Below are 22,501 nucleotides of genomic sequence, written 5' to 3' on the forward strand. Positions count from 1 at the left end.
TACCATAATTCTAGCTGTTGCCAAAGTCTTCTTCTCGTTGTAAGATAAAAAGCGATAGTTTCGCGGCTTGATTCAGAATTTATAGTGAATAGGAAGTAACCTTATGTTGAAAAAAATTGATTCAGCACGTAATTTTTTAGAAACACATCAAGAACAATTGCTTTGCCCAGTATGTAAAAAGTCATTGCAGTTAAAAGACTATAGTTTGATTTGTGAAGAGAACCATCAATTTGACCTATCAAAAAAAGGCACAATCTATTTTCTTTCTCATAGCATTCAAACAGAATATAATAAAAAAATGCTACTACACAGAGGTAGATTGATTCAAAGTGGGATGTACCAGCCTTTATTGGAAAAAATCATTGCTTCGATGGATTTAAATGGGGAAACATTAGATGTTGGATGTGGTGAGGGCAGTTTTTTATCTGAATTGTCTAAACTAGGACTAACAGGTTCAAGGTTTGGTTTTGATATTTCAAAGGATGGGATTTATTTAGCTAGTAATCAACCAATCGATGCTTTTTGGTGTGTGGCGGATTTAACGAACCTACCATTTGCAAATCAATCGATGGATACGATTTTGAATATTTTCTCTCCATCTCACTATCAAGAATTTCAGCGAGTCTTAAAAAAAGATGGGACCGTCATCAAAGTAATTCCTGAAGCGGAGTACTTGAAAGAGTTACGAGCAGCGTTTTATCCTGAAGATGAGACTAAACAAACGTACTCAAATGAAAAAGTTTTAGCAAAATTTTCTAAAGAGATGGATGTTTTAATTAATGAACAAATAACATTTACTTTTTCTGTTCCTGAAGAATATCGTTTAGATCTGTTAGAAATGTCTCCACTTGAGTGGGGGGTAGCAGAAAAGGTAAAAGAAGCAATTAAAAAAAATCCATTATCGGAAATCACAATTGACGTTCGCATGTTAAAAGGAAAAGTGAAATAGCGCTTACAATCGGTAAATTTGCTAAAAGGTATTGCAAAGCTACGGTAATGGTGTTATATTACATACAAGTTGTTTTTTCATTGGTTTTTATCAGGTTCCTGTTCTGATAAAAGTTAGTGAAAAGAGCTTCACTAACGTAGCGACTCGCAGTGATTGACACCGAGGCGATACGTTTTTTTTATGTCGATTTTTGTGAATAAAAAATAAATAATGTGTCATTCAATTGAAAGGAAACTGTAATCATGACAAATCATATTGTATTATTTGAACCTCAAATTCCAGCAAATACAGGCAATATTGCCCGAACTTGCGCTGCCACAAATTCTCCCTTACATCTCATCGAGCCGTTAGGTTTTTCAACCGATGATAAACACTTAAAAAGAGCTGGATTAGATTATTGGAATGACGTTAATATTATGTACCATAAGGATTTGGCTGCTTTTTTAACTTATATAGGTGATCATCCACTACATTTGATCACAAAATTTGCGAATCAAACGTATAGTGAAATGGATTATACTGACAATCAAGATCATTATTTTATGTTTGGTAAAGAAACCACAGGATTGCCAGAAGAATTTATGCGAGATAATGAAGAAAAATGTTTAAGAATTCCAATGAATGATGAACATGTTCGTTCACTGAACCTGTCAAATACAGTTGCATTGGTAGTTTATGAAGCGTTGCGTCAACAGAATTTCCCAGCATTGGAATTGAAGCATCATTATGAGAATGATAAGTTGGATTAAAAAATAATAGCAAAAAACTGTTCCCTTTTGTTTTTGAGGAAACAGTTTTTTGTTTATTAAGAGTAAGTGTATAGGAATAATTATTCATGCAATTCCAAAGGTAAGCCGTCTGGATCGAAGAAGAATGTCATCTTTTCTCCTGTAAACGTATCTGTTCGAACCGCTTCGCATTCAATTTCTTTAGAATTTAAAAAAGCAATAACTTCCTCAATCTGTTCAACTTTAAACGCTAAGTGACGCAGACCTAAAGCCTCAGGATAAGATGGGCGTTTTGGAGCAACAGGAGAAATAAAAATTTCCAATTCGTAATTTCCTAATTTTAAATCAAGTTTGACATCATTTTTATCTTCTCTACGATTTTCTCGAATAATTTCAAAACCAAGTTTTTCTACATAAAACTCTTTTGTTTTATCATAATCCGAGCAATTGATCGCGATGTGATGAATCTGTTCAAAAAACAATTCGATCTCCTCCTTAAAATAAAAGCGCAACAGACTGTTTAGCTTACCATATAGTTTTTCTCTTTCATTATACCCTATTTTTCCTCTTTTTTTTGAAACACGATCAGACTGTTTGATTTTTTATAAACATCATAGTTAAATGGAATTTTGCCAGTGAAAATGATACACTAGATAAGATAAATAAGCGGAAATTCAAAAAGTAGAAATTCAATAAATAAGAATCAAGGGAGCAGGAACATGAAATTATATTTTACTCGTCATGGAAAAACAGAATGGAATCAGGAACTTAGGTTTCAGGGGATGACCGGAGATTCACCACTGCTTCCAACAAGTTATGAAGAAATAAAGTTATTGGGTCAGACAATTAAAAATGTACCTTTTGAAAAAATTTTCTCAAGTACCTCATTGAGAGCACGAAAAACAGCAGAAGGTATTAACCAAGAATTGGAACAACCAGTAGAAATCATTTTTACTGACGAGTTAAAAGAGTTGGGTTTAGGGAAGTTAGAAGGCCAATCGATCATGGAAATGAGAAAAATTTATAGTGACGAAATGGATCATATGCGCTTTCGCTTAGACCGATATAATCCAGAGGTATTTCAAGGTGAACCAATCGAACAAGCTATTTCACGAATTTCATCAGTTGTCCAAGCAGCTGTTGACACAGGTGATGGGCCTTACCTTTTTGTAGGACACGGGGCATCGTTAACAGCGGCGATCCAGTCACTTTCAGGAAAAGAGTTAGGTGAGTTACGCAGTATGGGTGGGCTTAAAAATAATAGTTTGTCGATATTAGAAACAAAGAATGATGAAAAAGAGCAATCTTACACCTTAAAATTATGGAATGATGATTCATTTTTACAATAAAATATTTTTTTGATAAAGGGAGGTGAGATTGGTGGATACGTTGTTTAAAGAAGATGAAAAAGAATATGTGGTTGGGCAAGTTCAGGCAATCTTTTTTCAAAACCCTAGCAATTTTTACAAAGTATTGTTAGTGAAGATTACAGATACGAATACAGATTATCTAGAAAAGGAAATTGTAACGACAGGTAGTTTCGGTCAAATTCAAGAAGAAGAAATTTATCGTTTTTTTGGTCATTTTGTTGATCATCCTCGTTATGGTAAACAATTTCAAGTAGATAGTTATCAGCAAGAGCGCCCAACATCTGCCAGCGGTGTCGTAAATTACCTTTCTAGCGAAAAATTTCCAGGGATTGGAAAACGAACTGCTGAAAAAATCGTAGAAATCTTAGGTGAAGATGCAATTGATCGGATTATTGAAGCTCCTGATGTTTTAGAACAAGTACCCCAATTAAATGAAAAAAAACGTCAAACGATTATTGAGACGATCCGCTTAAATCATGGAATGGAACAAGTGATAGTTGGTTTAAATCGTTATGGATTTGGTAGTCAGCTTTCATTTGCGATTTATCAAACATATAAAGAAGAGACACTAGATGTTATTCATGAAAATCCTTACCAATTAGTTGAAGATATCGAAGGGATTGGGTTTAAACGAGCAGATAATATTGCTGAACAACTAGGAATTGGTGCAGATTCTGATAAAAGAGTACGCGCAGCAATTACTCATGAAATCTTCCAACACTCTGTTCGCTCAGGTAATACTTATGTAGAAGCGGAGATGCTCCTTAGAGAGACGATCAATACACTTGAAGCTAGTCGTCCAGTTGAAATTTCATTAGATCAGGTAGCTGAACAAATCATTCATTTAGTGGAGGAAGGAAAAATACAACAAGAAGGGACTAAACTTTTTGAGAACAGCTTGTATTTTTCAGAGTGGGGGATTGGCACATCGATTCAACGTTTTCTTTCCCGAAAAAAAGAGATTAAGTACGATAAAAAAGACATAGAAAAAAATATCCGCGGAATTGAAAAACGCTTAGGGATTCTATATGGCGACTCCCAACAAGCCGCAATCGAAGAAGCAATCAAAGCACCGCTCTTTATTTTGACTGGTGGTCCAGGAACAGGGAAAACGACGGTTATCAATGGTATTGTTTCTTTGTTTGCAGAACTGAATGGCCTTTCCTTAGATATAAAAGATTATACACAAGAAATGTTTCCTATATTATTAGCAGCTCCTACAGGGCGTGCGGCTAAGCGAATGAACGAAACGACAGGGCTTCCGGCAAGTACTATTCATCGCTTATTGGGTTTAACAGGACGGGAAAAAAATCCCAGTATGACGGCCAAAGAATTAGAAGGCGGGCTATTGATCGTAGATGAAATGTCAATGGTAGATACTTGGCTAGCAAACACCTTGTTTAAGGCGATTCCAACCAATATGCAAGTGATTTTTGTTGGTGACAAAGATCAACTGCCTTCTGTTGGACCGGGGCAAGTGTTACACGATCTACTGCAAATCAATGAAATTCCTCAAAAAGAACTGACAGAAATTTATCGACAAGGGGATGGTTCAAGTATTATTCCCTTAGCACATGAAATCAAACAAGGAAAACTACCGCAAGATTTCACAGTGAATCAAAAAGATCGTTCATTTTTCCCAAGTGATGTTTATCATATTGAGACGTATGTTCGTCAAATCGTATCTAAAGCAAAAGCAAAAGGTTTCTCGCCACAAGACATTCAATTATTAGCACCAATGTATCGAGGTGCGGCTGGAATCGATGCTTTAAATAAAATGATGCAGGAAATTTTTAATCCCAATGACGGAACAAAAAAAGAAGTAAAATGGAATGAATCAGTTTATCGAATCGGTGACAAAGTGTTGCATTTAGTCAACACACCGGAACTCAATGTTTTTAATGGTGATATGGGTAAAATAGTCGGAATTATTTTGGCTAAGGAATCCGAAGATAAAGTGGATGAATTAGTGATTCAGTTCGATAATAATGAAGTCAGCTATAAAAGAAATGAATGGAATAAAATCACTCTATCTTACTGTTGTTCGATCCATAAAGCACAAGGTAGTGAATTTAAGATGGTTATTTTGCCAATGGTGCATCAGTATCATCGTATGTTGCAGCGAAATTTATTATACACTGCTGTGACCAGAAGTAAGGACATCCTAATTTTGTTAGGGGAGGTTCAAGCGTTTAACACGTGTGTTACGCATGAATCAGCTAGTCGTTTAACGATGTTGAAAGAGCGGATCATAAGTGCTGACGATATGACTTTAACAACAAAAATGCAGCTAGAAGCCTATGAAGAAGGATTGAACAAGGAATCGCCATTTACAGATACCGAAGAGAAAAAATCTATTGTTTATGATGCAACGGAAGATGAGCCAGTTGCGGTAGTGGAAGAAGCAGTCGAACCCTTAAAAAGTTCAACAAAAACGGAAGAAATTTCATTATTTAGTGAAGCTGTTCAAGAAATTGATGAGCAAGTTGAATCTGAGATCGATCGGTTGCTGACACCTGATTTGGTACAATCACAAACTATTGATCCGATGATTGGAATGAAACAGATGACCCCTTATGATTTCATGAAATAATTGATCGAGAAACTGGAGTACGCATTAAACGGCTGCTTCAGTTTTTTTGTTTTGCTGAACTATTTCTTGCGTTAAGATCCGCTCGGCGTATATAATGAAAAGCAACACGGGAAACGTGCTCAACTACAAATGAAGGTAGTTTATTTTACTAGAAAAGAGGGAAGTTTATGGAAAAGAAATCACAATCTGGGAATGTTCAAACAGACACTTTTTTGGCACAAATTGGAAATCATCAAAATCCAGTGACTGGATCGATTAATACGCCTATTTATTTTTCAACGACGTATGAGCATCCAACACTAGGTGAGTCGACGGGCTATGATTATACCAGAACCAAAAATCCAACAAGAGAAGTTGTCGAATCAGCACTGGCAACTTTAGAAAACGGAGCAGTTGGTTTAGCGACTAGTTCAGGAATGAGCGCGGTTCAATTAGTATTCAGCCAATTTCCAGTAGGCAGTCAAATCGTCGCCTCTAGAGACTTATACGGAGGCAGTTACCGTTACTTCAAAGAATTAGAAAAGCAGGGGATATATAATTTTATTTATGTAGAGGATGAAGTAGGATTCGAAAAGGAAATTACAGATAAAACGATAGCTGTATTTATTGAAACCCCAACCAATCCGTTGATGAGTGAAGTATCAATCGAAAAGGTAGCAGTTTTCGCTAAAAAGCATCAGGCTCAATTGATCGTCGATAATACGTTTTACACGCCATTGATTCAAAGACCACTGGATTTAGGCGCTGATATTGTGATTCATAGTGCAACGAAGTATCTTGGTGGGCACAATGATTTATTGGCTGGAGCTGTAATTACACGTTCACAAGAAATAGGCGAACAATTAGCTTATAGCTTAAATACAACCGGAGCTGTTTTATCGCCATTTGACAGCTGGCTCTTAATCAGAGGGATGAAGACGTTGTCTTTGCGGATGGAAAGACATGAAAAAAATGCTCAGGAAGTTGCAGCGTTTTTAAAAAACAGTTCTAAAGTTAAAGAAGTTCTCTATCCTGGACGCGGAGGTATGTTGAGTTTTAAAATCAAACATCAAGAATCGATCAAAGATTTTTTACGAAACTTATCGATTTTTACTTTTGCAGAAAGTTTGGGTGGGGTTGAGAGTTTGATCACTTATCCAACAACACAAACACATGCGGATATTCCAGAAGAATTAAGAGAGTCTTATGGATTAACGCCAGATTTATTGAGGATTTCAACAGGAATCGAAGCAAGCGAGGATTTGATTGCTGATTTAAAACAAGCGTTTGAAACAGTAAACTAAAAAATAAGCAGGAAAAACACAAACTTGTTTTTTCCTGCTTATTTTTTTATCTTTAAAACCAAAATAATCTAGTTTCTGTACCAAAAGAAATGTCAGTGCTTCTTTTCCCTAAAATTTCACCATCAGCATGAACATATTGAGGAACTGTTGAAACGATTCGGAATTTACTAGATTGAAAATGATGAAAGTATTTTGATTTCATCTGTTTTTTTTGAATCAATAGCAGGATCAGCCAAAAGATCTTAAATAGGTTGATCCGTTCTACCAAAACAAAATCTAAAACAGGCTTTCTTGGATCAGCAACAGGCGCAATCGGCACACCGCCGCCAAAATAAGGATGTTTTGTCACTGTGCATAAAAAAGCACGATCAAATTCAAGACTCTTTCCGTTAATTTCAACAAGAATGGGAAACCCTTTTTGGGTAAATAATACCTTTAAAATAGAAAAGATATAAGATAAAGACCCCATATTAAATTTGTTTAATGTACTTTTTGAAGCAGAAGTGTTAGCTGCATTGACGATTGCCGCATCTAAACCGATACCAATATTATTGACGGCAAGACCCACTTCATCTTGAATAGCTTCAGCATACGTAATGATTTGGATTTCTTGTGGTACTTCAGCTTTTAGTAACTGGAAAAAAGCTTTTTCGGTCTGTCTAGCTATTCCCACACCACGAGCAAAATCATTTCCAGAACCACAAGGGATATAACCAATTGGGATTTTAGAATCAAAGGAATCTAAGGCATTAAGTACACTATGCAAAGTACCATCTCCGCCAAGAACGACTAGCAGTGGAAATGTTTCGATGTCCAGCTCAGTGTTCCAAGAAATCAATGTAGTTTGTGCTAAATTTTGTACGATCTCTATTTCATGTCCAGCATGATCTGTATAAAACGTTGTGTAATCAATGTTGGCTGTTTGAAGTTGTTTGATGATCTTATCGGCAGCTTTACGCCCAGTGCCACTACCAGCATTCTCATTGATGACGAGATAAAAATGTTTCTTCATTTGTTTCCTCCTTGTACAAAGTCTTATTATAACAGACATGTGAAAAATTAAGAATAATGGATGCTTGAACAATACAAATAAGAACTAGAATGTTGAAAGATTTATTAAATGTAATTTATCATTGTGAAACGAGTGATTATGAGCTATAATGCCTACGTATCATTTTTTGAGGAAACAGATCCTCGACAAGGTTCATCAACCATCCCTTGTAAAAAAACTAGGAGAAAGAAGGGGAAACTATGCAAAATACTGTGACAACAAACAGTAAAGTAAAAGCAATTACCATGAACGCTATTGTGATGGCGTTGTATCTTGGCTTAACGATTTTAGTAGCACCCGTTTCGTCAGGACCAATCCAATTTAGAATTTCTGAAAGTTTGAATCATTTAGTTGTTTTCAATCGGAAATTGATGTGGGGCGTTTTAGGTGGAGTAGTCGTCTATAATTTTTTCTTTGGCTTTGGAGCCATGGATGCCTTGTATGGCGGATTACAATCATTTATTTCACTTGGGCTAACAGCTTTATTACAAAAAAGAGTACCTAATGTTATCGCACGTTTAGCACTGAACACGCTATTTTTTACAGCAACTATGTGTATTATTGCGTTTATGCTAGCACCAGCAGGCGGAGCAGCCTTTTGGGGGAATTACGCAACATTAGCACTTAGTGAGTTTGTAACAATGGCAGTGGCTGCACCTGTGATGTACTGGATAAATAAATCCGTTCACTTTGAAAAGCGACTTTGATCAATAAAAAAAAGTAGTAATAATTCATTTGTAAGAGGCTGACTCAAGACTGTTGTAATGTTGAGTTAGTCTCTTAAAGTTTTCTAACCAATTTCATGAAAAACTTTACTGTTCCTGTTTAATAAATTATGATATGGTAATACAGAAGCTAAAATGTAGAGGAGTTTTATATAATGTTTGAATTTAAAATTGGCGTTGATGCCAAAGAACACGATAAATTTGTTGAAAACCACCCCTTATGCAACTTATTACAGTCATCTTCATGGGCTAAGGTGAAGGATAACTGGGGATCAGAGATTGTCGGTGTTTACGAAAATGGTACCTTAGTTGCCTCTAGCTTGGTATTGATCAGACCACTACCAATGAAATTTTCGATGCTTTATACACCTCGTGGACCAATTATGGATTATACAAATTCAGAACTTGTTTCCTTTTTTTTAAAAGAGCTAAAACAATTCGGTAAGAAAAAACGAGCATTATTTGTAAAAATGGATCCAACGGTTCATTATAAAGATTTCCATCTAGGGGAAGAACAAACGATTGATCCCACAGCCCAATCAATAATTGATAATATCATCGCAAGCGGTGCGAAGCATCAAGGATTGACCATGGCTATGGATGCAACGATCCAACCACGTTTTCAAGCTAATATTTATAAAGAAGATTTCAGTGAAGAACAATTATCAAAAAGCACAAAGAAAATGATGAAACAAGCGCAAAAAAAAGGTGTCATTGTTAAAATGGGGCATACAGAGTTAGTAGATGATTTTGCTAAAGTTATCGAATCAACAACAGAACGCCAAAATATTTCACTGCGAAATAGCGACTATTTTGAAAAATTATTAACGATTTATCCTGAAAATTCATTTATTATGTTGGCACAAGTGAATTTGAAAGAACGTTTTGAGGAAACAAAACAACGGTTTGATAAAAATAAAGAAGACCTAGCGAATCTCAAAGAAAATCAAGTAAAAAAACGCCATAACTTAGAAGAGCTTGATTTTTCTCTAACACGTGAAATGACAGAATTGGAAGAAAATATTGCGCATTCTGGTGATGTTGCAATTGTTGCTGGGGCTCTAGCAATCACGTTTGGTTCAACTAGTGAAATTTTATATGCAGGGATGGATGACCGTTACAAACGCTATATGCCAGCATATGTTACATGGTTTGATGCAATCAATGAATGCTTTGAACGCGGCTGTACTTCTTGCAATATGGGCGGTTTGGAAGGTAGCTTGAGTGATGGGTTGATTAAATTTAAATCTAACTTCAATCCGACTGTGAATGAATTTATTGGTGAATTTGATTTGCCAGTTAATGGGTTACTTTTCAAAGCAAGCGAGTATGCGTATAAATTAAAAAAACAGAAAAAATAATTAGCTATTCTTTCTCATCGTTTATTCGAATAAAGAGAGCGGCGCAAAACTGATCTCCAGTTTTGCGTCGCTCTCTTTTTAAAATGCAATTAAATCTTTTCCCAAACGGGTGAAGATCCTGGCTGATTGCCTTGTGTCCACCATTTTGCTTTATAGGTTTTTCCTTGGAATGTTACGTTGTCTCCACCGTTATAAGCCTTGTTACATTCCCATTCCATCGTGTTCTTAGACAGAGATTCCCATACATCTGATTGGTCAGGACGATTGCCTTGTGTCCACCACTTTGCTTTGTACTCTACCCCGTTAAAGAAGACTTTATTTTCTGCTGTATAAATTTTATTGCTATCCCATGTAGAGAGTTGTGTTTCAGTTTGCTTTGTTTTTAATGTAATACTATCACTTTTGATTGATTCTTTATGAGTGCGATCAAAAGCTGTAATTTGATACGTATAGGTGGTATTTGCTTGGAGACTAGTATCTGTAAAGGATGTTGCATTTACTGTACTGATTTTTGCACCATTACGGTAAACATTATATCCGGCAATACCCACTGAACTATTTGAAGGAGACCAAGTTAAGGAAATCGAGTTTTCAGTGATAGTAGTAGAAACAATGGCTGTTGGTTTGGTTGGAGCAGGTGTTTCGGCACTGGGTATTGTTGGTGTTTTTATTTTTAAGCTTGCACTCTTGTCAGAAGTTCCACCAACTGTGCTGATAGTCACAACGTTATAATTGTAGGTAGTCATTGGTTGAACCGTTTTGTCAGTGAATTCTGTTGTTGTTGTTCTGCCAATTTCTTTGCCATCTCTATAAACGATATACTCTTTTATTGACGAGTCCCCTTGCGTTTGTGTCCATTTGAATTTTACGAAGTTATGCTCTACATCAAGAATGGAAAGAGTTACCGGTGTAGCTGGTTTTTCTGGTTGTATAGGATCAATCGGACTAATTGGATTTTTCATCTCATCACGGTATTCCCAGATTTTATGTGTTAATTTTGGATATTTTTGAATGGTTTGCCTTGTTTCATTAGTGATTGGCAAGCCCCACATTTCAAAATAAGGCAGCAAATTTTTATTAGCGATTTTTGAAGTGGATGAGATAAAGTATTGCTGTTTTGCTGAGTCGCTACGTAAGTCCTTTGCTTCTTCTCTGTATAATTTGTGCAATTGAGGATAGAAACTATCACCAAAAGCGAGTTCTAACTGCCAGAACATTCCAAGCCTTACGAACAGATCCTTATTATTGTCATAATTTTTATTAGATAATTTGAAGTAAGTAAAAATTTTATCGTATACTTTCTCGCGTTCTAAACGACTTCTGTCGCCAAATTTCTTTTCGCTTCTCATACTATAGATATTTACAGTCACTTCCGTTTGATTGTTCCACGTCATGCGATTCATTTGATAGGTATGCCCAAGTTCATGCATAGGTCCCCAAAGTGTGTCAGAGCTAGCGGATAGAAGCTTTGCCATACCTGAATCTTTCGAATAGGCTGTATGGCTGAACCAAGCATACATATAATAACCGGATTCTTGTGTTTCACGCATATGTTGAATCAATCCGCGATCCTGTCTATGTAAAGAAGTGCTGTTATCTAGACCAGAGGATTCGTCATGGAATTTTACTACTTTATCATAGGTTTCTATAATACGCTGAGGATCCTTTACTTGATTCAAAGTAGTTTTAGAACCAGTGACTAAGGTATGAGTTCCTACTAATTCATAACCTGGCGTATTTGGACTTTGACGTACTTGATTTTGCCAATCAGCTTCAGTTGTTTTACCTAAGATAAAACGAGGGAGCTTTATACCACCATCAACAGTTACGAGTAATTTTTGCTGTGTTGTTGTAGCAGTAATATTTTGAAGATGAATAATCCCTTGACTGGCATTGTTGATCGTATTTTTTCCTTTTTTTAAAGCAATTTTCTGTGGATGCCCATCAAGATATTGATTTAAAATAATCGGTGAAATCGTATATGTTGGCAGTGCTGTTTGATCTGTATTTTCGTCAACGTAGATTGTAATGCTGTCAGTATTTCTTTTATAAACACCACTGGATTGGTTATTACTAGCCCCAAAAGTATTATCTAATTGGTTTTTGCGGTAGATAGTTGTATCTTCTGACTGAATGAGTTCAGATTGAACACCAGGATATCGTTGCATCATTTTTTGTTCGGCTTTCGCTAAATTTTTATTATTTACAGGTTCAGCATAAGTATCTGTTGTATTTAAAATACCAGTTGCTACTAATGTTAATATCGACACCCCCATAGAGATATAGAATTTGTTCTTTTTCATTTTTACTAACCTTCTTCCTTTGAATTAAATTTAGTATAGATTAGTTTTTTCTCATTTTTTAGTCGAAAGTGTTCAAAAAAGGCTACTTTCTGAATAGGTAATAATGATTTATGATTTTTGATGTAGATTGAGTTAAGAAAAAATATATATGTAAGTTATTTTGCGCTAGTTTTAAATCAAAAATAGTCGAAAAAAACCTTTTTTTGATTATTATTTTCACTCAAAATGGTTGAATGACTTTTCAGGAATTAAATTTCACTCAAAAAATACAACTTTAATATATTTATTTATATTAGTATGAATAATATTTCTTATTTAGATTTATAATTGTGAATATTGAAATTTTATTTCGTTTTTTATATATAAATGTTGAAAAAATAGTTCTTTAACTGTATGATGGGGTTGTCGATGAGTGTAGCAGGTGAATATCGATACGTTTTAAATAGGTGAAGAACTGGAAAAACGGAAAATTGAAAGACAGGAGGTTAAAATCAGGTTCAAGTAATTTAGTTAGATGCGTAGTTGCTGTTTCGTTTGGTAGATTGACTAATAAAACAATGTGTTCACGCAATTATGTTGTAATTCATTTTTTTTAATTGTTATTTGTAAGGGCTTTTATGGATGAGTTGAATGTAAATAGGAGATGAGAAGATTGAAAAAGTTTACTGAATTTATTGAAGAACATTTAGCAGGACCGATGGCAAAATTAGCCAATCAGCGCCATTTGCGTGCAATCCGAGATGGGATCATTGCGACCTTGCCATTGATTATTATTGGATCGTTTTTCTTGATCATTGCTTTTCCCCCACTTCCAGCAGATTGGGGCATCACGCAGTTCCTAACGTCTAATGCAGCGACGATTTTATTGCCGTATCGCATGACGATGTACATCATGACCCTTTACGCAACCTTTGGTATTGGAGCAAGTTTATCTAAAACATATAATTTAGACGTTATTTCAGGTGGAATTTTAGCGACGATTGCTTTTCTTTTAACGTTTGTTCCAGTTAATATTCCGGCAGAAGCACTTGATGCAGCAGGAACTACTGGGTTTGTGTTACCGATGGCCAATTTAGGCGGTGGAGGAATGTTCGTTGGGATTATTACGTCGATTTTAGCTGTTGAAATTTATCGTATCACGGATAAATCAAGATTTAAAATCACAATGCCAGAACAAGTGCCTCCAGCTGTTGCTAGATCTTTTGAAACGCTGACACCGACATTGATTGTTATTCTAGGAATCTCTACCTTGACTTACTTTATCGGATTTGATTGGCACTCAACAATTTCTAAAATTGTAAGCCCTTTAGTTAGTGCAGCGGATAGTTTACCGAGTGTTTTACTGTTGATCTTCATGATTACATTCTTTTGGTCGTTTGGGATTCACGGGGTCTCTATCGTTGGATCATTAGCGAGACCATTATGGCTGCAATTATTAGATGGAAATACGGCTGCAATGGCTGCTGGAAAAGAGTTGCCGAATATCGCAGCAGAGCCATTTTATCAATGGTTTATTTGGATCGGCGGTTCAGGTTGTACGATTGGATTAGCATTGTTACTCGCTTTTAAAACGAAATCTCAATTCGCTTCAAAATTAGGAAAGGCAACACTAGCACCAGCTATTTTCAATATTAACGAGCCGTTGATTTTCGGAACACCGATCGTGTTGAACCCGATTTTAATCATCCCGTTTATTATAACACCGATGGTTACCGCTACTATTGCGTGGTTCGCTACTCAATTTGGCTTAGTGAATCGTGTGATCTTTACAGCACCTTGGACTTTGCCTGGGCCAATTGGCGCATACTTGGCAACAGGTGGAGATTGGCGAGCAGCTGTGTTGAATATTGTACTGATTATTATTTCAGTAGTGATTTACTATCCTTTTGTAATGATTTACGATAATAATGAATTAGAAAAAGAACATGCTATCGCAAAATAAGAGTAACAGATAAAAAAAGACGGAATGGAAAAAACACTTTAATGATTTTCCATTCCGTTGTTTCTTTAAAAGCCAGAAGGTAGGAGGCAAAAAAATGACTAAAATAGTTTTTATGGTAGCAAGTGTTTTATTTATTGTTGTCGGCTTGATAATGACCCATCAATTAAAAAAGAAGAATCTACTACCTAATCGCTGGTTGATTGGTTGTTCTGTTTTTTTGATTGCGTTGATTCCAAACCTTATGTTTCCAAATATGCCAGAAATCATCAAACAAGGAGTGTATGGTATTAGTGGTTTATTGGCAGTTATCTTTTTTGAAAGCAGTCGTTTACTAGTAGAGCAAAAGCATCAGAAAAGTGAATCGAAAATCAGATAGAATAAAATGATTGTAAAGGAGCTAAGATAATGAGAAAATTAGGGATTTCAGTTTATCCAAATCATAGTAGCGTAGATGCAATAAAGGCGTATATGGATTTAGCGGCAAAGTATAATTTTAAACGTGTTTTTACTTGCTTATTATCTGTTGAAGAAGGAAAAGAGCAGATTTTAAATGAGTTTACAGAGACGATTCTTTATGGAAAAGGGTTAGGTATGGATGTTATTGCCGATGTTAGTCCTAGAATTTTTGGAGAATTAGGCATTAGCTATGAGGATTTGACCTTTTTTAAAGAAATAGGAGTAGATGGCATTCGTTTGGATATGGGATTTACCGGAAATGAAGAATCAATTATGACGTTTAATGAACAAGAGTTGGATATCGTGTTGAATATTAGTTCTGGCACTCGTTATCTAGAAAATATTCTAAGTTATCAGGCTAATTCGGACAAATTATTCGGTTGTCACAATTTTTATCCTCATCGCTATACAGGACTAAATTATGAGCATTTTTTTGCAACTTCAGAAGTATACAAAGAACATGGAATCGGGACAGCAGCATTGATCAATTCTCCTTCAGCAACTATTGGTCCTTGGCCTGTAGAAGAAGGCTTGTGTACATTAGAAATACACCGAACGTGGCCAATCACTACTCAAGCTAAACATCTATGGGCAACAAACGTGATCGATGATGTAATAATCGCTAATGCTTTTGCTTCAGAAGAAGAGCTCAAAGCTTTAAGTGAAATCGATCCTTATCGTCTAACATTTGATTGTGTGATTGACTCTGAGACACCAGAATTAGAAAGAACAATTATTTTAGATGAATTTCATTTTAATCGTGGAGATATTTCTGATTACGTAGTTCGTTCAACGCAAAGTCGAGTAAAATACAAAGGGCACGAATTTGTTCCATTTAATACAATTGATATGGAAACAGGAGATATTATTATTGAATCGTCATTATATGCCCATTATGCAGGCGAGCTGCAGGTGGCATTATTGCCGATGAAAAACTCAGGTAAATCAAATGTTGTTGGTAAAATTACGGAAGCTGACCGTATTTTGTTACCTTATCTAAGACCTTGGCAAAAATTTGCTTTTCATGAAGTGAAACAATAGGCGATAAAAGTCAAATACAAAAATAAGTTAATCGAGGCGAAATTCATGGTTTATGCAGTTGGTTTAATGTCAGGTACTTCCTTAGATGGTATCGATGCAGCTTTGGTGGATATCACAGGCAAAAATGAAACAACTTCTGTTAAGTTGGTCAAATTTTTAACAGTTCCTTTTAAAGGCACAACACTTCAAAACATTCGTGAAGCTTTATCATTAGAAAGTTCAGATGTAGAAAAAATCTGTTCTTTAAACATTGAATTAGGTGAATGCTTTGCTCAAGCTGTTCTGGATGTTTGTAACAAAGCAGAAATTTCTTTAAATGATTTGGCTTTTATTGGCAGTCATGGGCAAACTCTTTTTCATATTCCTTATGCTCGAGATGGTTTTTATGCATCAACTTTACAAATAGGTGCCTCAGCTGTAATTTGTGAGCGGACAAAGACAACGGTTGTTTCAAATTTTAGAGAACGCGACATGGCAGTTGGCGGTCAAGGTGCTCCGATTGTTCCTTATTCAGAGTATATACTATACCAAAAACCTGAGACAACGCGCCTACTTCAAAATATTGGTGGAATCGGTAATGTCACCGTTATTCCTAAATCAGGAGAAATAGCAGATATGATTGCCTTTGATACAGGTCCAGGAAATGTAATCATGAACGAGCTATGTTTGTATTTTTTTAAACAAGAGTATGATAAAGATGGTTTTTATGCTAGTCAAGGCACAGTTGATCATCAGTTATTAGAAGAATTGATGGCCCATCCTTATATAAAAAAATCACCCCCAAAAACAACGGGGCGAGAAGATTTTGGGAAACAGTTTACTAGCTCTTTATTGGAAAAATGGTCAGTTGGGCCAAATGATTTGATTGCAACAGCAACAATGTTTACAGCTAAATCGATTGCAGAAGCTGTTAAACCTTTTGTAATTGGGAAAACTGAATTGATCATTGGTGGCGGAGGGAGTTACAATCAAACGCTGATTGCTATGATCAAAGCTGAGTTGCCAGAAGTTAAAGTGCTTATCCAAGAAGAAATCGGTTTTTCATCAGAAGCAAAAGAGGCAATTGCAATGGCGATTTTAGCAAATCAAACATTACAACACTGTCCAGGAAATGTACCAAGTGCAACAGGTGCGAAACGCTCGGTACCATTAGGAAGTATAACCTATTATTAAGAGGATTAGTTTAAGGGGTGAGTGCCCTAAACATACGTAGAGCGTATAAGTTCTAGATGAGTTAATAATGATTTTAGTATCTGTACCAAAAGAAGTAGTTTTTTTGTAACGCTCACTATAAAAAAGGAATGTATTAGCAATGATTCAACGGTCAAATGAACTATATAATTCTGATTATTTAGAGAAATATCAGGATTTATTCAAAGAAATTAAGAAGGAAGAAGTGCTAACTTATGTGTTTTCAATAATTGGACATACCAAAAGAATATTTTCTGAACACCGAGTTAATCTAAGCAACAGTAGCTTCACTTTGGATAAATTTGTGAAAGTCAGTTTAATGAATGTAAAAACAGAAGAGTTAAACAAACATTATACCGATGTTTCATTCAAAGTTATAGGAACAGAGTTAAAACAAAATTTTTAGAATAGAAAACTCAATATAAAAAAATCGACTTCTCATGAATTCAGCGAAAGCTAAGAAACACGAGAAGTCGTTTTTTAATGATCCTAATAACTATTTAAAATAAACACACACACATTCAGGTGCATAAACATCTTTTTGAATCATCTCTAAAAGACCAGTTTCTTCGTCGCGACGATAAAGAGTTAAATTATCCGTATTTTGATTTGCCGCAACAACAAATTTTCCTGTTGGATCTAAATCAAAGTCACGTGGAATTTCGCCTTCGGTAGAAATCAATTGTACACGCTCTACTTTACTACCATCTTCCTTTGTTGCAAAAACAGCAATCGAATCATGTCCGCGGTTTGATGCATAAACAAAACGTCCATCCGCAGAAATACGAATCGCAGCACCACCGTTAAATTCATTGAACCCTTCAGGTAAAGTGGATACTTTTTGAACATGTTCAAAAGAACCATCAGCTGCATTATAAGCTAAAACCGTCACTGTACTATCTAACTCACCAAACAGATAAGCGAATTGATTATTTGGATGGAAGACTAAATGACGAGGACCAGTTCCAGGTTCTGCTACATATTGGGCAACCTCAGATAATTTGCCAGCTTCACTGACGTCATATGTGTACACGCGATCAGTCCCAAGGTCACAGACTACTAAACGACGATCTGGCGTTAAGTCTGTATAATGCACATGGGCATTGTCTTGATTTTCATGTGGTCCAGTTGGTTCATCATGAACGATCTTATCCGTATGTTCTAATTGTCCATCGGCTAAAATACGATAAACATGAACGATTCCTTGGTGATAATTAGCACCAAAAACCAGTTGTTTTTCTTCATCAAGTGCAACATAACATGGAGGAGCGCCAGCTTCAGTGACTTTATTTAATAAGTCGAAGTGTCCGTCATGGTTTTTATAAGCAGCCATACCGCCTTCACCATCAACAGAAGTGACGTTAAACAAGTCTCCCTTTTGATTTAGAGCTAAGTAGGTTGGACTCGTTTCTTCTACTAACAACGTTGCGTCTGAAAGTGTTTCTTTATCTGTATCCAGCGCTATCTGATAAATCCCTTTACTTTCTCTACGTGTATAAGTTCCTAATAACATTTGTTCCAGCATGAAATTCCCTCCATTTTTTACTGAATGTTGATCAAAATCAGCAATTGATTTAACTCTTTTAGTATACCATAAGAATTCCTTTATTTAGCAAATCTTTACAAATCCAATGTTCGCATTTTCACTTGATTTATGCTATTATATTTTAAGACTGTAACGACAGTCATTTTTAATTTTAGAGGGGTGACACGCATGTACGATAATACAAATAGCAACAATGGTGCAGTTCGCTGTTCATTTTGTGGTAAAACACAAGAAGAAGTGAAAAAAATCGTTGCTGGACCTGGTGTCTATATTTGTAATGAATGTATCGACTTATGTAAAGAGATTATTGATGAAGAATTTTACGATGAAGCCGTACGTGAATTAACGGATGTCCCAAAACCTCAAGAAATATTGGATGTCTTAAACGAATATGTAATTGGACAAGATCAGGCAAAGCGCTCACTAGCAGTGGCTGTCTATAATCACTATAAACGTGTAAATCAATCAGAAAATTCAAGCTCTGAAGATGTAGAATTACAAAAGAGCAATATTTGTTTAATTGGCCCAACAGGTTCTGGGAAAACATTTTTAGCCCAAACATTGGCTAGAACATTGAATGTACCATTTGCGATCGCAGATGCGACAAGCTTGACGGAAGCAGGTTATGTAGGAGAAGACGTAGAAAATATTCTATTGAAACTGTTACAATCAGCAGATTTCAATGTAGAGCGTGCTGAAAAAGGCATTATCTATATTGATGAGATCGATAAAATTGCCCGTAAGAGTGAAAATGTTTCAATCACAAGAGATGTCTCAGGTGAAGGCGTACAACAAGCCTTGCTTAAAATCTTGGAAGGAACAGTCGCTAGCGTACCACCACAAGGCGGGCGTAAGCATCCACACCAAGAATTTATCCAAATCGATACAACGAATGTCTTGTTTATCGTTGGAGGAGCCTTTGACGGGATCGAAAACATGGTTAAAAATCGCTTAGGCGAAAAAACAATTGGTTTCGGTACGAAAAACAGCAAGTTAAATGAAGATGAAAGCGTGATGCAACAAATCATTCCAGAAGATTTATTGAAATTCGGTTTGATTCCTGAATTTATTGGACGCTTACCAGTCACAGCTGCTTTAGAGAAGTTGACGACAGATGATTTAGTTCGTATCTTGACTGAACCTAAAAATGCACTAGTCAAACAATATCAAAAATTATTATCTTTAGATGACACAGAACTAGAATTTGATGAGGATGCTCTTCGTGCGATTGCCAATAAAGCAATCGAGCGTAATACAGGTGCTCGTGGTCTACGTTCAATCATTGAAGAAATCATGATGGATGTCATGTTTGATGTGCCATCTGATGATACAATCGAAAAAGTGATTATTACCGAAATGGCCGTTGAAGGTACAGGAAAACCAGCAATTGTGTATAATAAAAAAGATAAAAAAGCTGGTTAAGGCTAAAAGACTAAAAAGTAGAGATGCGTCTCTACTTTTTTACTGATTTTGATACAACAACGTTATTTAGCTTTGCGAGTTCGTTCAGCTTTGTAACTTATCTAGCTGTACAAGCCAGCTCTTCGGAAAAAAGATAAAATAGGAATAAGGTAAAAAGCACCTTATTCCTATTTTCCTATTTTTCTGTCAGAGCTAAACGGCTTGTTCCGCTTTTAAACGAAGGAGGTTCAATTATGAATGTTCATAACGCAGAAATTATTATTAGTGCAGTTTCACCTAAGCAGTATCCGGAAACAGAACTTCCAGAAATTGCTTTAGCAGGTCGCTCAAATGTCGGAAAATCATCCTTTATCAATACGTTGATCAACCGTAAAAATTTAGCTAGAACTTCTGGAAAACCAGGGAAGACACAAACATTAAATTTTTACCTAATTGAAGACGCCTTGCATTTTGTCGATGTCCCTGGCTATGGTTATGCCAAAGTGTCGAAGACAGAACGAGCTAAATGGGGCGAGATGATCGAAACCTACATGACAACAAGAGAACAACTAAAAGCAGTTGTTTCTTTAGTTGATTTGCGTCATGCACCAACACAAGAAGATATCCAAATGTATGAGTTTTTAAAATACTATGATATTCCAGTGATCGTTGTGGCAACGAAAAAAGATAAAATCCCTCGTGGTAAATGGAACAAACATGAGAGTGTGATCAAAAAAGCACTAAACTTTGATAAATCAGATGATTTTATTCTGTTCTCTTCGCAAACCAAAGAAGGTAAAGAAGAAGCATGGCAAGCCATTGAGAAGTATTTATAATAGAAAATAGTGTTGACCTCTTTTTACAGACGTCAACACTATTTTTTTATTTTTCTTTTTTCTTCGCTTCTTTTTGTTGTGCTTTTGCTGCTTGTTTTTCTAGTTCTTCTTTTGGCATTTCTACTTTCTTAGGATCTAGTGCAAAAGAATCGAATAATTTATCTAAGTCATTTGTACTTTCAAATTTCAAACCCATCGTTGATAAGCTCCATTTCGATTTAGATTGTGTGGAAGTTGTTTTGTACAACTACTTTTCTCTAGTTTAGCATCCTTTTAGAAATTTGAATAGTTTTCTTTTTCAACCATTACTAATTTTTATAAAAATGTTTTTACTTTAAATTTGTAAGCTTGCATTCGATTATAAAACAAGGTATAGTTTTTTCGGATAGAGAAAAGAGGGACGAAATGGCAAGAAATATTTTTATTGGAATGGTTCGTGGGTATCAGCGATTCATTTCACCAGGGCTTCCAGCTAGTTGCCGCTATCACCCAACGTGTTCACAATATATGATCGATGCGATTCAAACACATGGCAGTATTAAAGGCATAACGATGGGAACAGCGAGATTTTTAAGATGTCATCCGTTGACCAAAGGCGGAATCGATTATGTACCGTTGAAATTTAGCTTAAAAAGAAATCCGGACCAAGAATATCATGGTCCCTATAATTATAGAAGAAACAAACACAATAAATAGATGAAGGCGGGCAGCAAATATGGCGATTTTGGCATTTGATTTTGGTGGTTCAGCAGTAAAATATGGGGTTTGGAACGGACAAGAAATGACCGACAAAGGGAAATTCACTACTCCTAAAACATGGGAAGAAATGAAAGCGTCCTTATTAGCTGTATTTCTAGGAATGGAGCAAGAGTTTGAAGGTGTAGCATTCAGTGCGCCAGGTGTGGTGGATGTTGAAAAACAAATGATCAATGGTATTTCAGCAATTCCGTATATCCACCGCTTTAACATTTTTAAAGAACTGGAAGAATTATTTAACCTACCTGTTGCAATTGAAAACGATGCAAATTGTGCTGGGATGGCTGAAATTTATGAAGGAGCAGCAAAAGGGAAAAAAGAAGTCGCTTTTGTTGTTGTTGGTACTGGAATCGGTGGGGCAATTTTTCATAATGGGCAAATCGCAAAAGGTGCCCATCTTTATGGCGGCGAATTTGGTTTGATGTACCTAAGTGAAGGGGAAACTTTTAGTAAGTTGGGAACTGCGGTACAAATGGCGTGGCGTTATTGCGAACGAAAAGGCGTAGAGAAAGAAACCTTTACTGGAGAAGATGTTTTTCGTTTAGCGGAAAATGGGGATGAATTGGCCAAAGAAGAAGTCAATCTATTTTATGAGTACTTAACCCAAGGTCTGTTTAGCATTCAATTTTCACTTGATCCAGAGATGATTGTTTTGGGCGGCGGTGTTTCTGCTAAAGAAGGATTGTTAGATGAAATCAATCGTCGAATGAAAGAAAAACTAGCGCATTTTGAATTAAATGATTTTATCCCACAAATCGTCACCTGCAAATACGAAAATGATGCCAATCTGATTGGAGCAGCCGCTAATTTTATCACGATCCAAAAGAATAAAGAATAATCGAATCGAAAACGTCGAATTGCTGACTGCAAGGAGACGTTTTTTTTACGAAAAAGAGAGAGTAAAATCTTGGATTCTAAGTAACGGACGAATCTTAATAATTTGAATTATAGAAATTTTCTGAAAATTCA

The 22,501-nt window shown here is 35.9% G+C and carries 21 protein-coding genes and 1 riboswitch; of the genes, 16 read left to right on the forward strand and 5 right to left on the reverse strand.

All coding sequences use genetic code 11. The annotated features are described in order from the left end of the window. Positions 1 to 103: 103 nt before the first annotated feature. Both IGJ02_RS05040 and trmL read left to right on the forward strand, forming a co-directional pair. Entirely contained in the window at positions 104 to 949 is an 846-nt protein-coding gene (locus IGJ02_RS05040; RefSeq protein ID WP_430603490.1) for a methyltransferase domain-containing protein, read from the forward strand. A 242-nt stretch (positions 950 to 1,191) separates the two neighbouring features. Then, positions 1,192 to 1,698, forward strand: a complete 507-nt coding sequence (trmL, locus tag IGJ02_RS05045; protein ID WP_010760730.1) for a tRNA (uridine(34)/cytosine(34)/5-carboxymethylaminomethyluridine(34)-2'-O)-methyltransferase TrmL — start codon at positions 1,192 to 1,194, stop codon at positions 1,696 to 1,698. 80 nt (positions 1,699 to 1,778) lie between these two features. Here trmL and gloA2 read toward each other — a convergent pair whose 3' ends face one another. Continuing rightward, positions 1,779 to 2,159, reverse strand: coding sequence for an SMU1112c/YaeR family gloxylase I-like metalloprotein (gene gloA2 / locus IGJ02_RS05050; RefSeq protein ID WP_430603491.1), 381 nt, complete (start codon positions 2,157 to 2,159; stop codon positions 1,779 to 1,781). 237 nt (positions 2,160 to 2,396) lie between these two features. Here gloA2 and IGJ02_RS05055 point away from each other — a divergent pair, with 237 nt between their 5' ends. From IGJ02_RS05055 to IGJ02_RS05065, 3 genes are all read left to right on the forward strand, one after another. Beyond that, complete coding sequence (locus tag IGJ02_RS05055) at positions 2,397 to 3,026, forward strand: histidine phosphatase family protein (RefSeq protein WP_430603492.1); 630 nt, start codon at positions 2,397 to 2,399, stop codon at positions 3,024 to 3,026. Between the two features lie 31 nt (positions 3,027 to 3,057). Further along, positions 3,058 to 5,640 (forward strand): SF1B family DNA helicase RecD2, encoded by a 2,583-nt coding sequence (recD2, locus tag IGJ02_RS05060; RefSeq protein ID WP_430603493.1) that lies wholly within the window; start codon positions 3,058 to 3,060, stop codon positions 5,638 to 5,640. A gap of 167 nt (positions 5,641 to 5,807) precedes the next feature. Beyond that, entirely contained in the window at positions 5,808 to 6,923 is a 1,116-nt protein-coding gene (locus tag IGJ02_RS05065) for a PLP-dependent transferase (protein ID WP_430603494.1), read from the forward strand. 52 nt (positions 6,924 to 6,975) lie between these two features. Here IGJ02_RS05065 and IGJ02_RS05070 read toward each other — a convergent pair whose 3' ends face one another. Further along, a complete protein-coding gene (locus tag IGJ02_RS05070; RefSeq protein ID WP_430603495.1) occupies positions 6,976 to 7,935 on the reverse strand; it encodes a diacylglycerol/lipid kinase family protein in 960 nt (319 codons plus the stop codon). A gap of 181 nt (positions 7,936 to 8,116) precedes the next feature. Continuing rightward, positions 8,117 to 8,162, forward strand: a riboswitch (PreQ1 riboswitch). Between the two features lie 12 nt (positions 8,163 to 8,174). Here IGJ02_RS05070 and IGJ02_RS05075 point away from each other — a divergent pair. Continuing rightward, positions 8,175 to 8,681 (forward strand): QueT transporter family protein, encoded by a 507-nt coding sequence (locus tag IGJ02_RS05075; RefSeq protein ID WP_010760736.1) that lies wholly within the window; start codon positions 8,175 to 8,177, stop codon positions 8,679 to 8,681. Positions 8,682 to 8,854: 173 nt separating this feature from the next. After that, positions 8,855 to 10,060, forward strand: a complete 1,206-nt coding sequence (locus IGJ02_RS05080; RefSeq protein ID WP_010760737.1) for an aminoacyltransferase — start codon at positions 8,855 to 8,857, stop codon at positions 10,058 to 10,060. Positions 10,061 to 10,149: 89 nt separating this feature from the next. On the opposite strand, the gene IGJ02_RS05085 is transcribed toward IGJ02_RS05080, so the two are convergent. Further along, positions 10,150 to 12,363, reverse strand: a complete 2,214-nt coding sequence (locus tag IGJ02_RS05085; RefSeq protein WP_430603496.1) for a M60 family metallopeptidase — start codon at positions 12,361 to 12,363, stop codon at positions 10,150 to 10,152. Positions 12,364 to 13,006: 643 nt separating this feature from the next. Here IGJ02_RS05085 and IGJ02_RS05090 point away from each other — a divergent pair. The 5 genes from IGJ02_RS05090 to IGJ02_RS05110 all read left to right on the forward strand — a co-directional run bounded on the left by IGJ02_RS05090 (position 13,007) and on the right by IGJ02_RS05110 (position 17,399). Next, positions 13,007 to 14,305 (forward strand): PTS sugar transporter subunit IIC, encoded by a 1,299-nt coding sequence (locus IGJ02_RS05090; protein WP_430603497.1) that lies wholly within the window; start codon positions 13,007 to 13,009, stop codon positions 14,303 to 14,305. Between the two features lie 94 nt (positions 14,306 to 14,399). Beyond that, entirely contained in the window at positions 14,400 to 14,681 is a 282-nt protein-coding gene (locus tag IGJ02_RS05095) for a hypothetical protein (protein ID WP_430603498.1), read from the forward strand. A gap of 29 nt (positions 14,682 to 14,710) precedes the next feature. Next, positions 14,711 to 15,802, forward strand: coding sequence for a DUF871 domain-containing protein (locus IGJ02_RS05100; protein ID WP_430603499.1), 1,092 nt, complete (start codon positions 14,711 to 14,713; stop codon positions 15,800 to 15,802). Positions 15,803 to 15,847: 45 nt separating this feature from the next. Further along, positions 15,848 to 16,975 (forward strand): anhydro-N-acetylmuramic acid kinase AnmK, encoded by a 1,128-nt coding sequence (gene anmK, locus IGJ02_RS05105; protein WP_430603500.1) that lies wholly within the window; start codon positions 15,848 to 15,850, stop codon positions 16,973 to 16,975. A 139-nt stretch (positions 16,976 to 17,114) separates the two neighbouring features. After that, on the forward strand, positions 17,115 to 17,399 hold the full coding sequence (locus IGJ02_RS05110) for a hypothetical protein (RefSeq protein WP_430603501.1): 285 nt from the start codon (positions 17,115 to 17,117) through the stop codon (positions 17,397 to 17,399). Between the two features lie 90 nt (positions 17,400 to 17,489). On the opposite strand, the gene IGJ02_RS05115 is transcribed toward IGJ02_RS05110, so the two are convergent. Beyond that, positions 17,490 to 18,518 (reverse strand): lactonase family protein, encoded by a 1,029-nt coding sequence (locus IGJ02_RS05115; RefSeq protein ID WP_430603502.1) that lies wholly within the window; start codon positions 18,516 to 18,518, stop codon positions 17,490 to 17,492. A gap of 189 nt (positions 18,519 to 18,707) precedes the next feature. Between IGJ02_RS05115 and clpX the strand changes: the two genes are divergently transcribed. Next, positions 18,708 to 19,961 carry an ATP-dependent Clp protease ATP-binding subunit ClpX gene (clpX, locus tag IGJ02_RS05120; RefSeq protein WP_010760745.1) on the forward strand — a complete coding sequence of 418 codons (1,254 nt, stop codon included), beginning with the start codon at positions 18,708 to 18,710 and terminating at the stop codon, positions 19,959 to 19,961. A gap of 233 nt (positions 19,962 to 20,194) precedes the next feature. Next, positions 20,195 to 20,776 carry a ribosome biogenesis GTP-binding protein YihA/YsxC gene (gene yihA, locus IGJ02_RS05125; RefSeq protein WP_010760746.1) on the forward strand — a complete coding sequence of 194 codons (582 nt, stop codon included), beginning with the start codon at positions 20,195 to 20,197 and terminating at the stop codon, positions 20,774 to 20,776. Positions 20,777 to 20,822: 46 nt separating this feature from the next. Here yihA and IGJ02_RS05130 read toward each other — a convergent pair whose 3' ends face one another. Then, complete coding sequence (locus IGJ02_RS05130) at positions 20,823 to 20,972, reverse strand: SPJ_0845 family protein (RefSeq protein ID WP_010760747.1); 150 nt, start codon at positions 20,970 to 20,972, stop codon at positions 20,823 to 20,825. 209 nt (positions 20,973 to 21,181) lie between these two features. On the opposite strand from IGJ02_RS05130, the gene yidD reads away from it, so the two are divergent. Both yidD and IGJ02_RS05140 read left to right on the forward strand, forming a co-directional pair. Beyond that, on the forward strand, positions 21,182 to 21,472 hold the full coding sequence (yidD, locus tag IGJ02_RS05135; RefSeq protein ID WP_010760748.1) for a membrane protein insertion efficiency factor YidD: 291 nt from the start codon (positions 21,182 to 21,184) through the stop codon (positions 21,470 to 21,472). Positions 21,473 to 21,491: 19 nt separating this feature from the next. Next, the gene (locus tag IGJ02_RS05140; protein ID WP_430603503.1) at positions 21,492 to 22,370 is read left to right on the forward strand and encodes an ROK family protein; all 879 of its coding nucleotides are present in this window, start codon (positions 21,492 to 21,494) and stop codon (positions 22,368 to 22,370) included. Positions 22,371 to 22,501 lie beyond the last annotated feature (131 nt).

The sequence above is a fragment of the Enterococcus sp. DIV0724b genome (assembly GCF_050531475.1).
Classification (GTDB): Bacteria; Bacillota; Bacilli; order Lactobacillales; family Enterococcaceae; genus Enterococcus_L; species Enterococcus_L haemoperoxidus.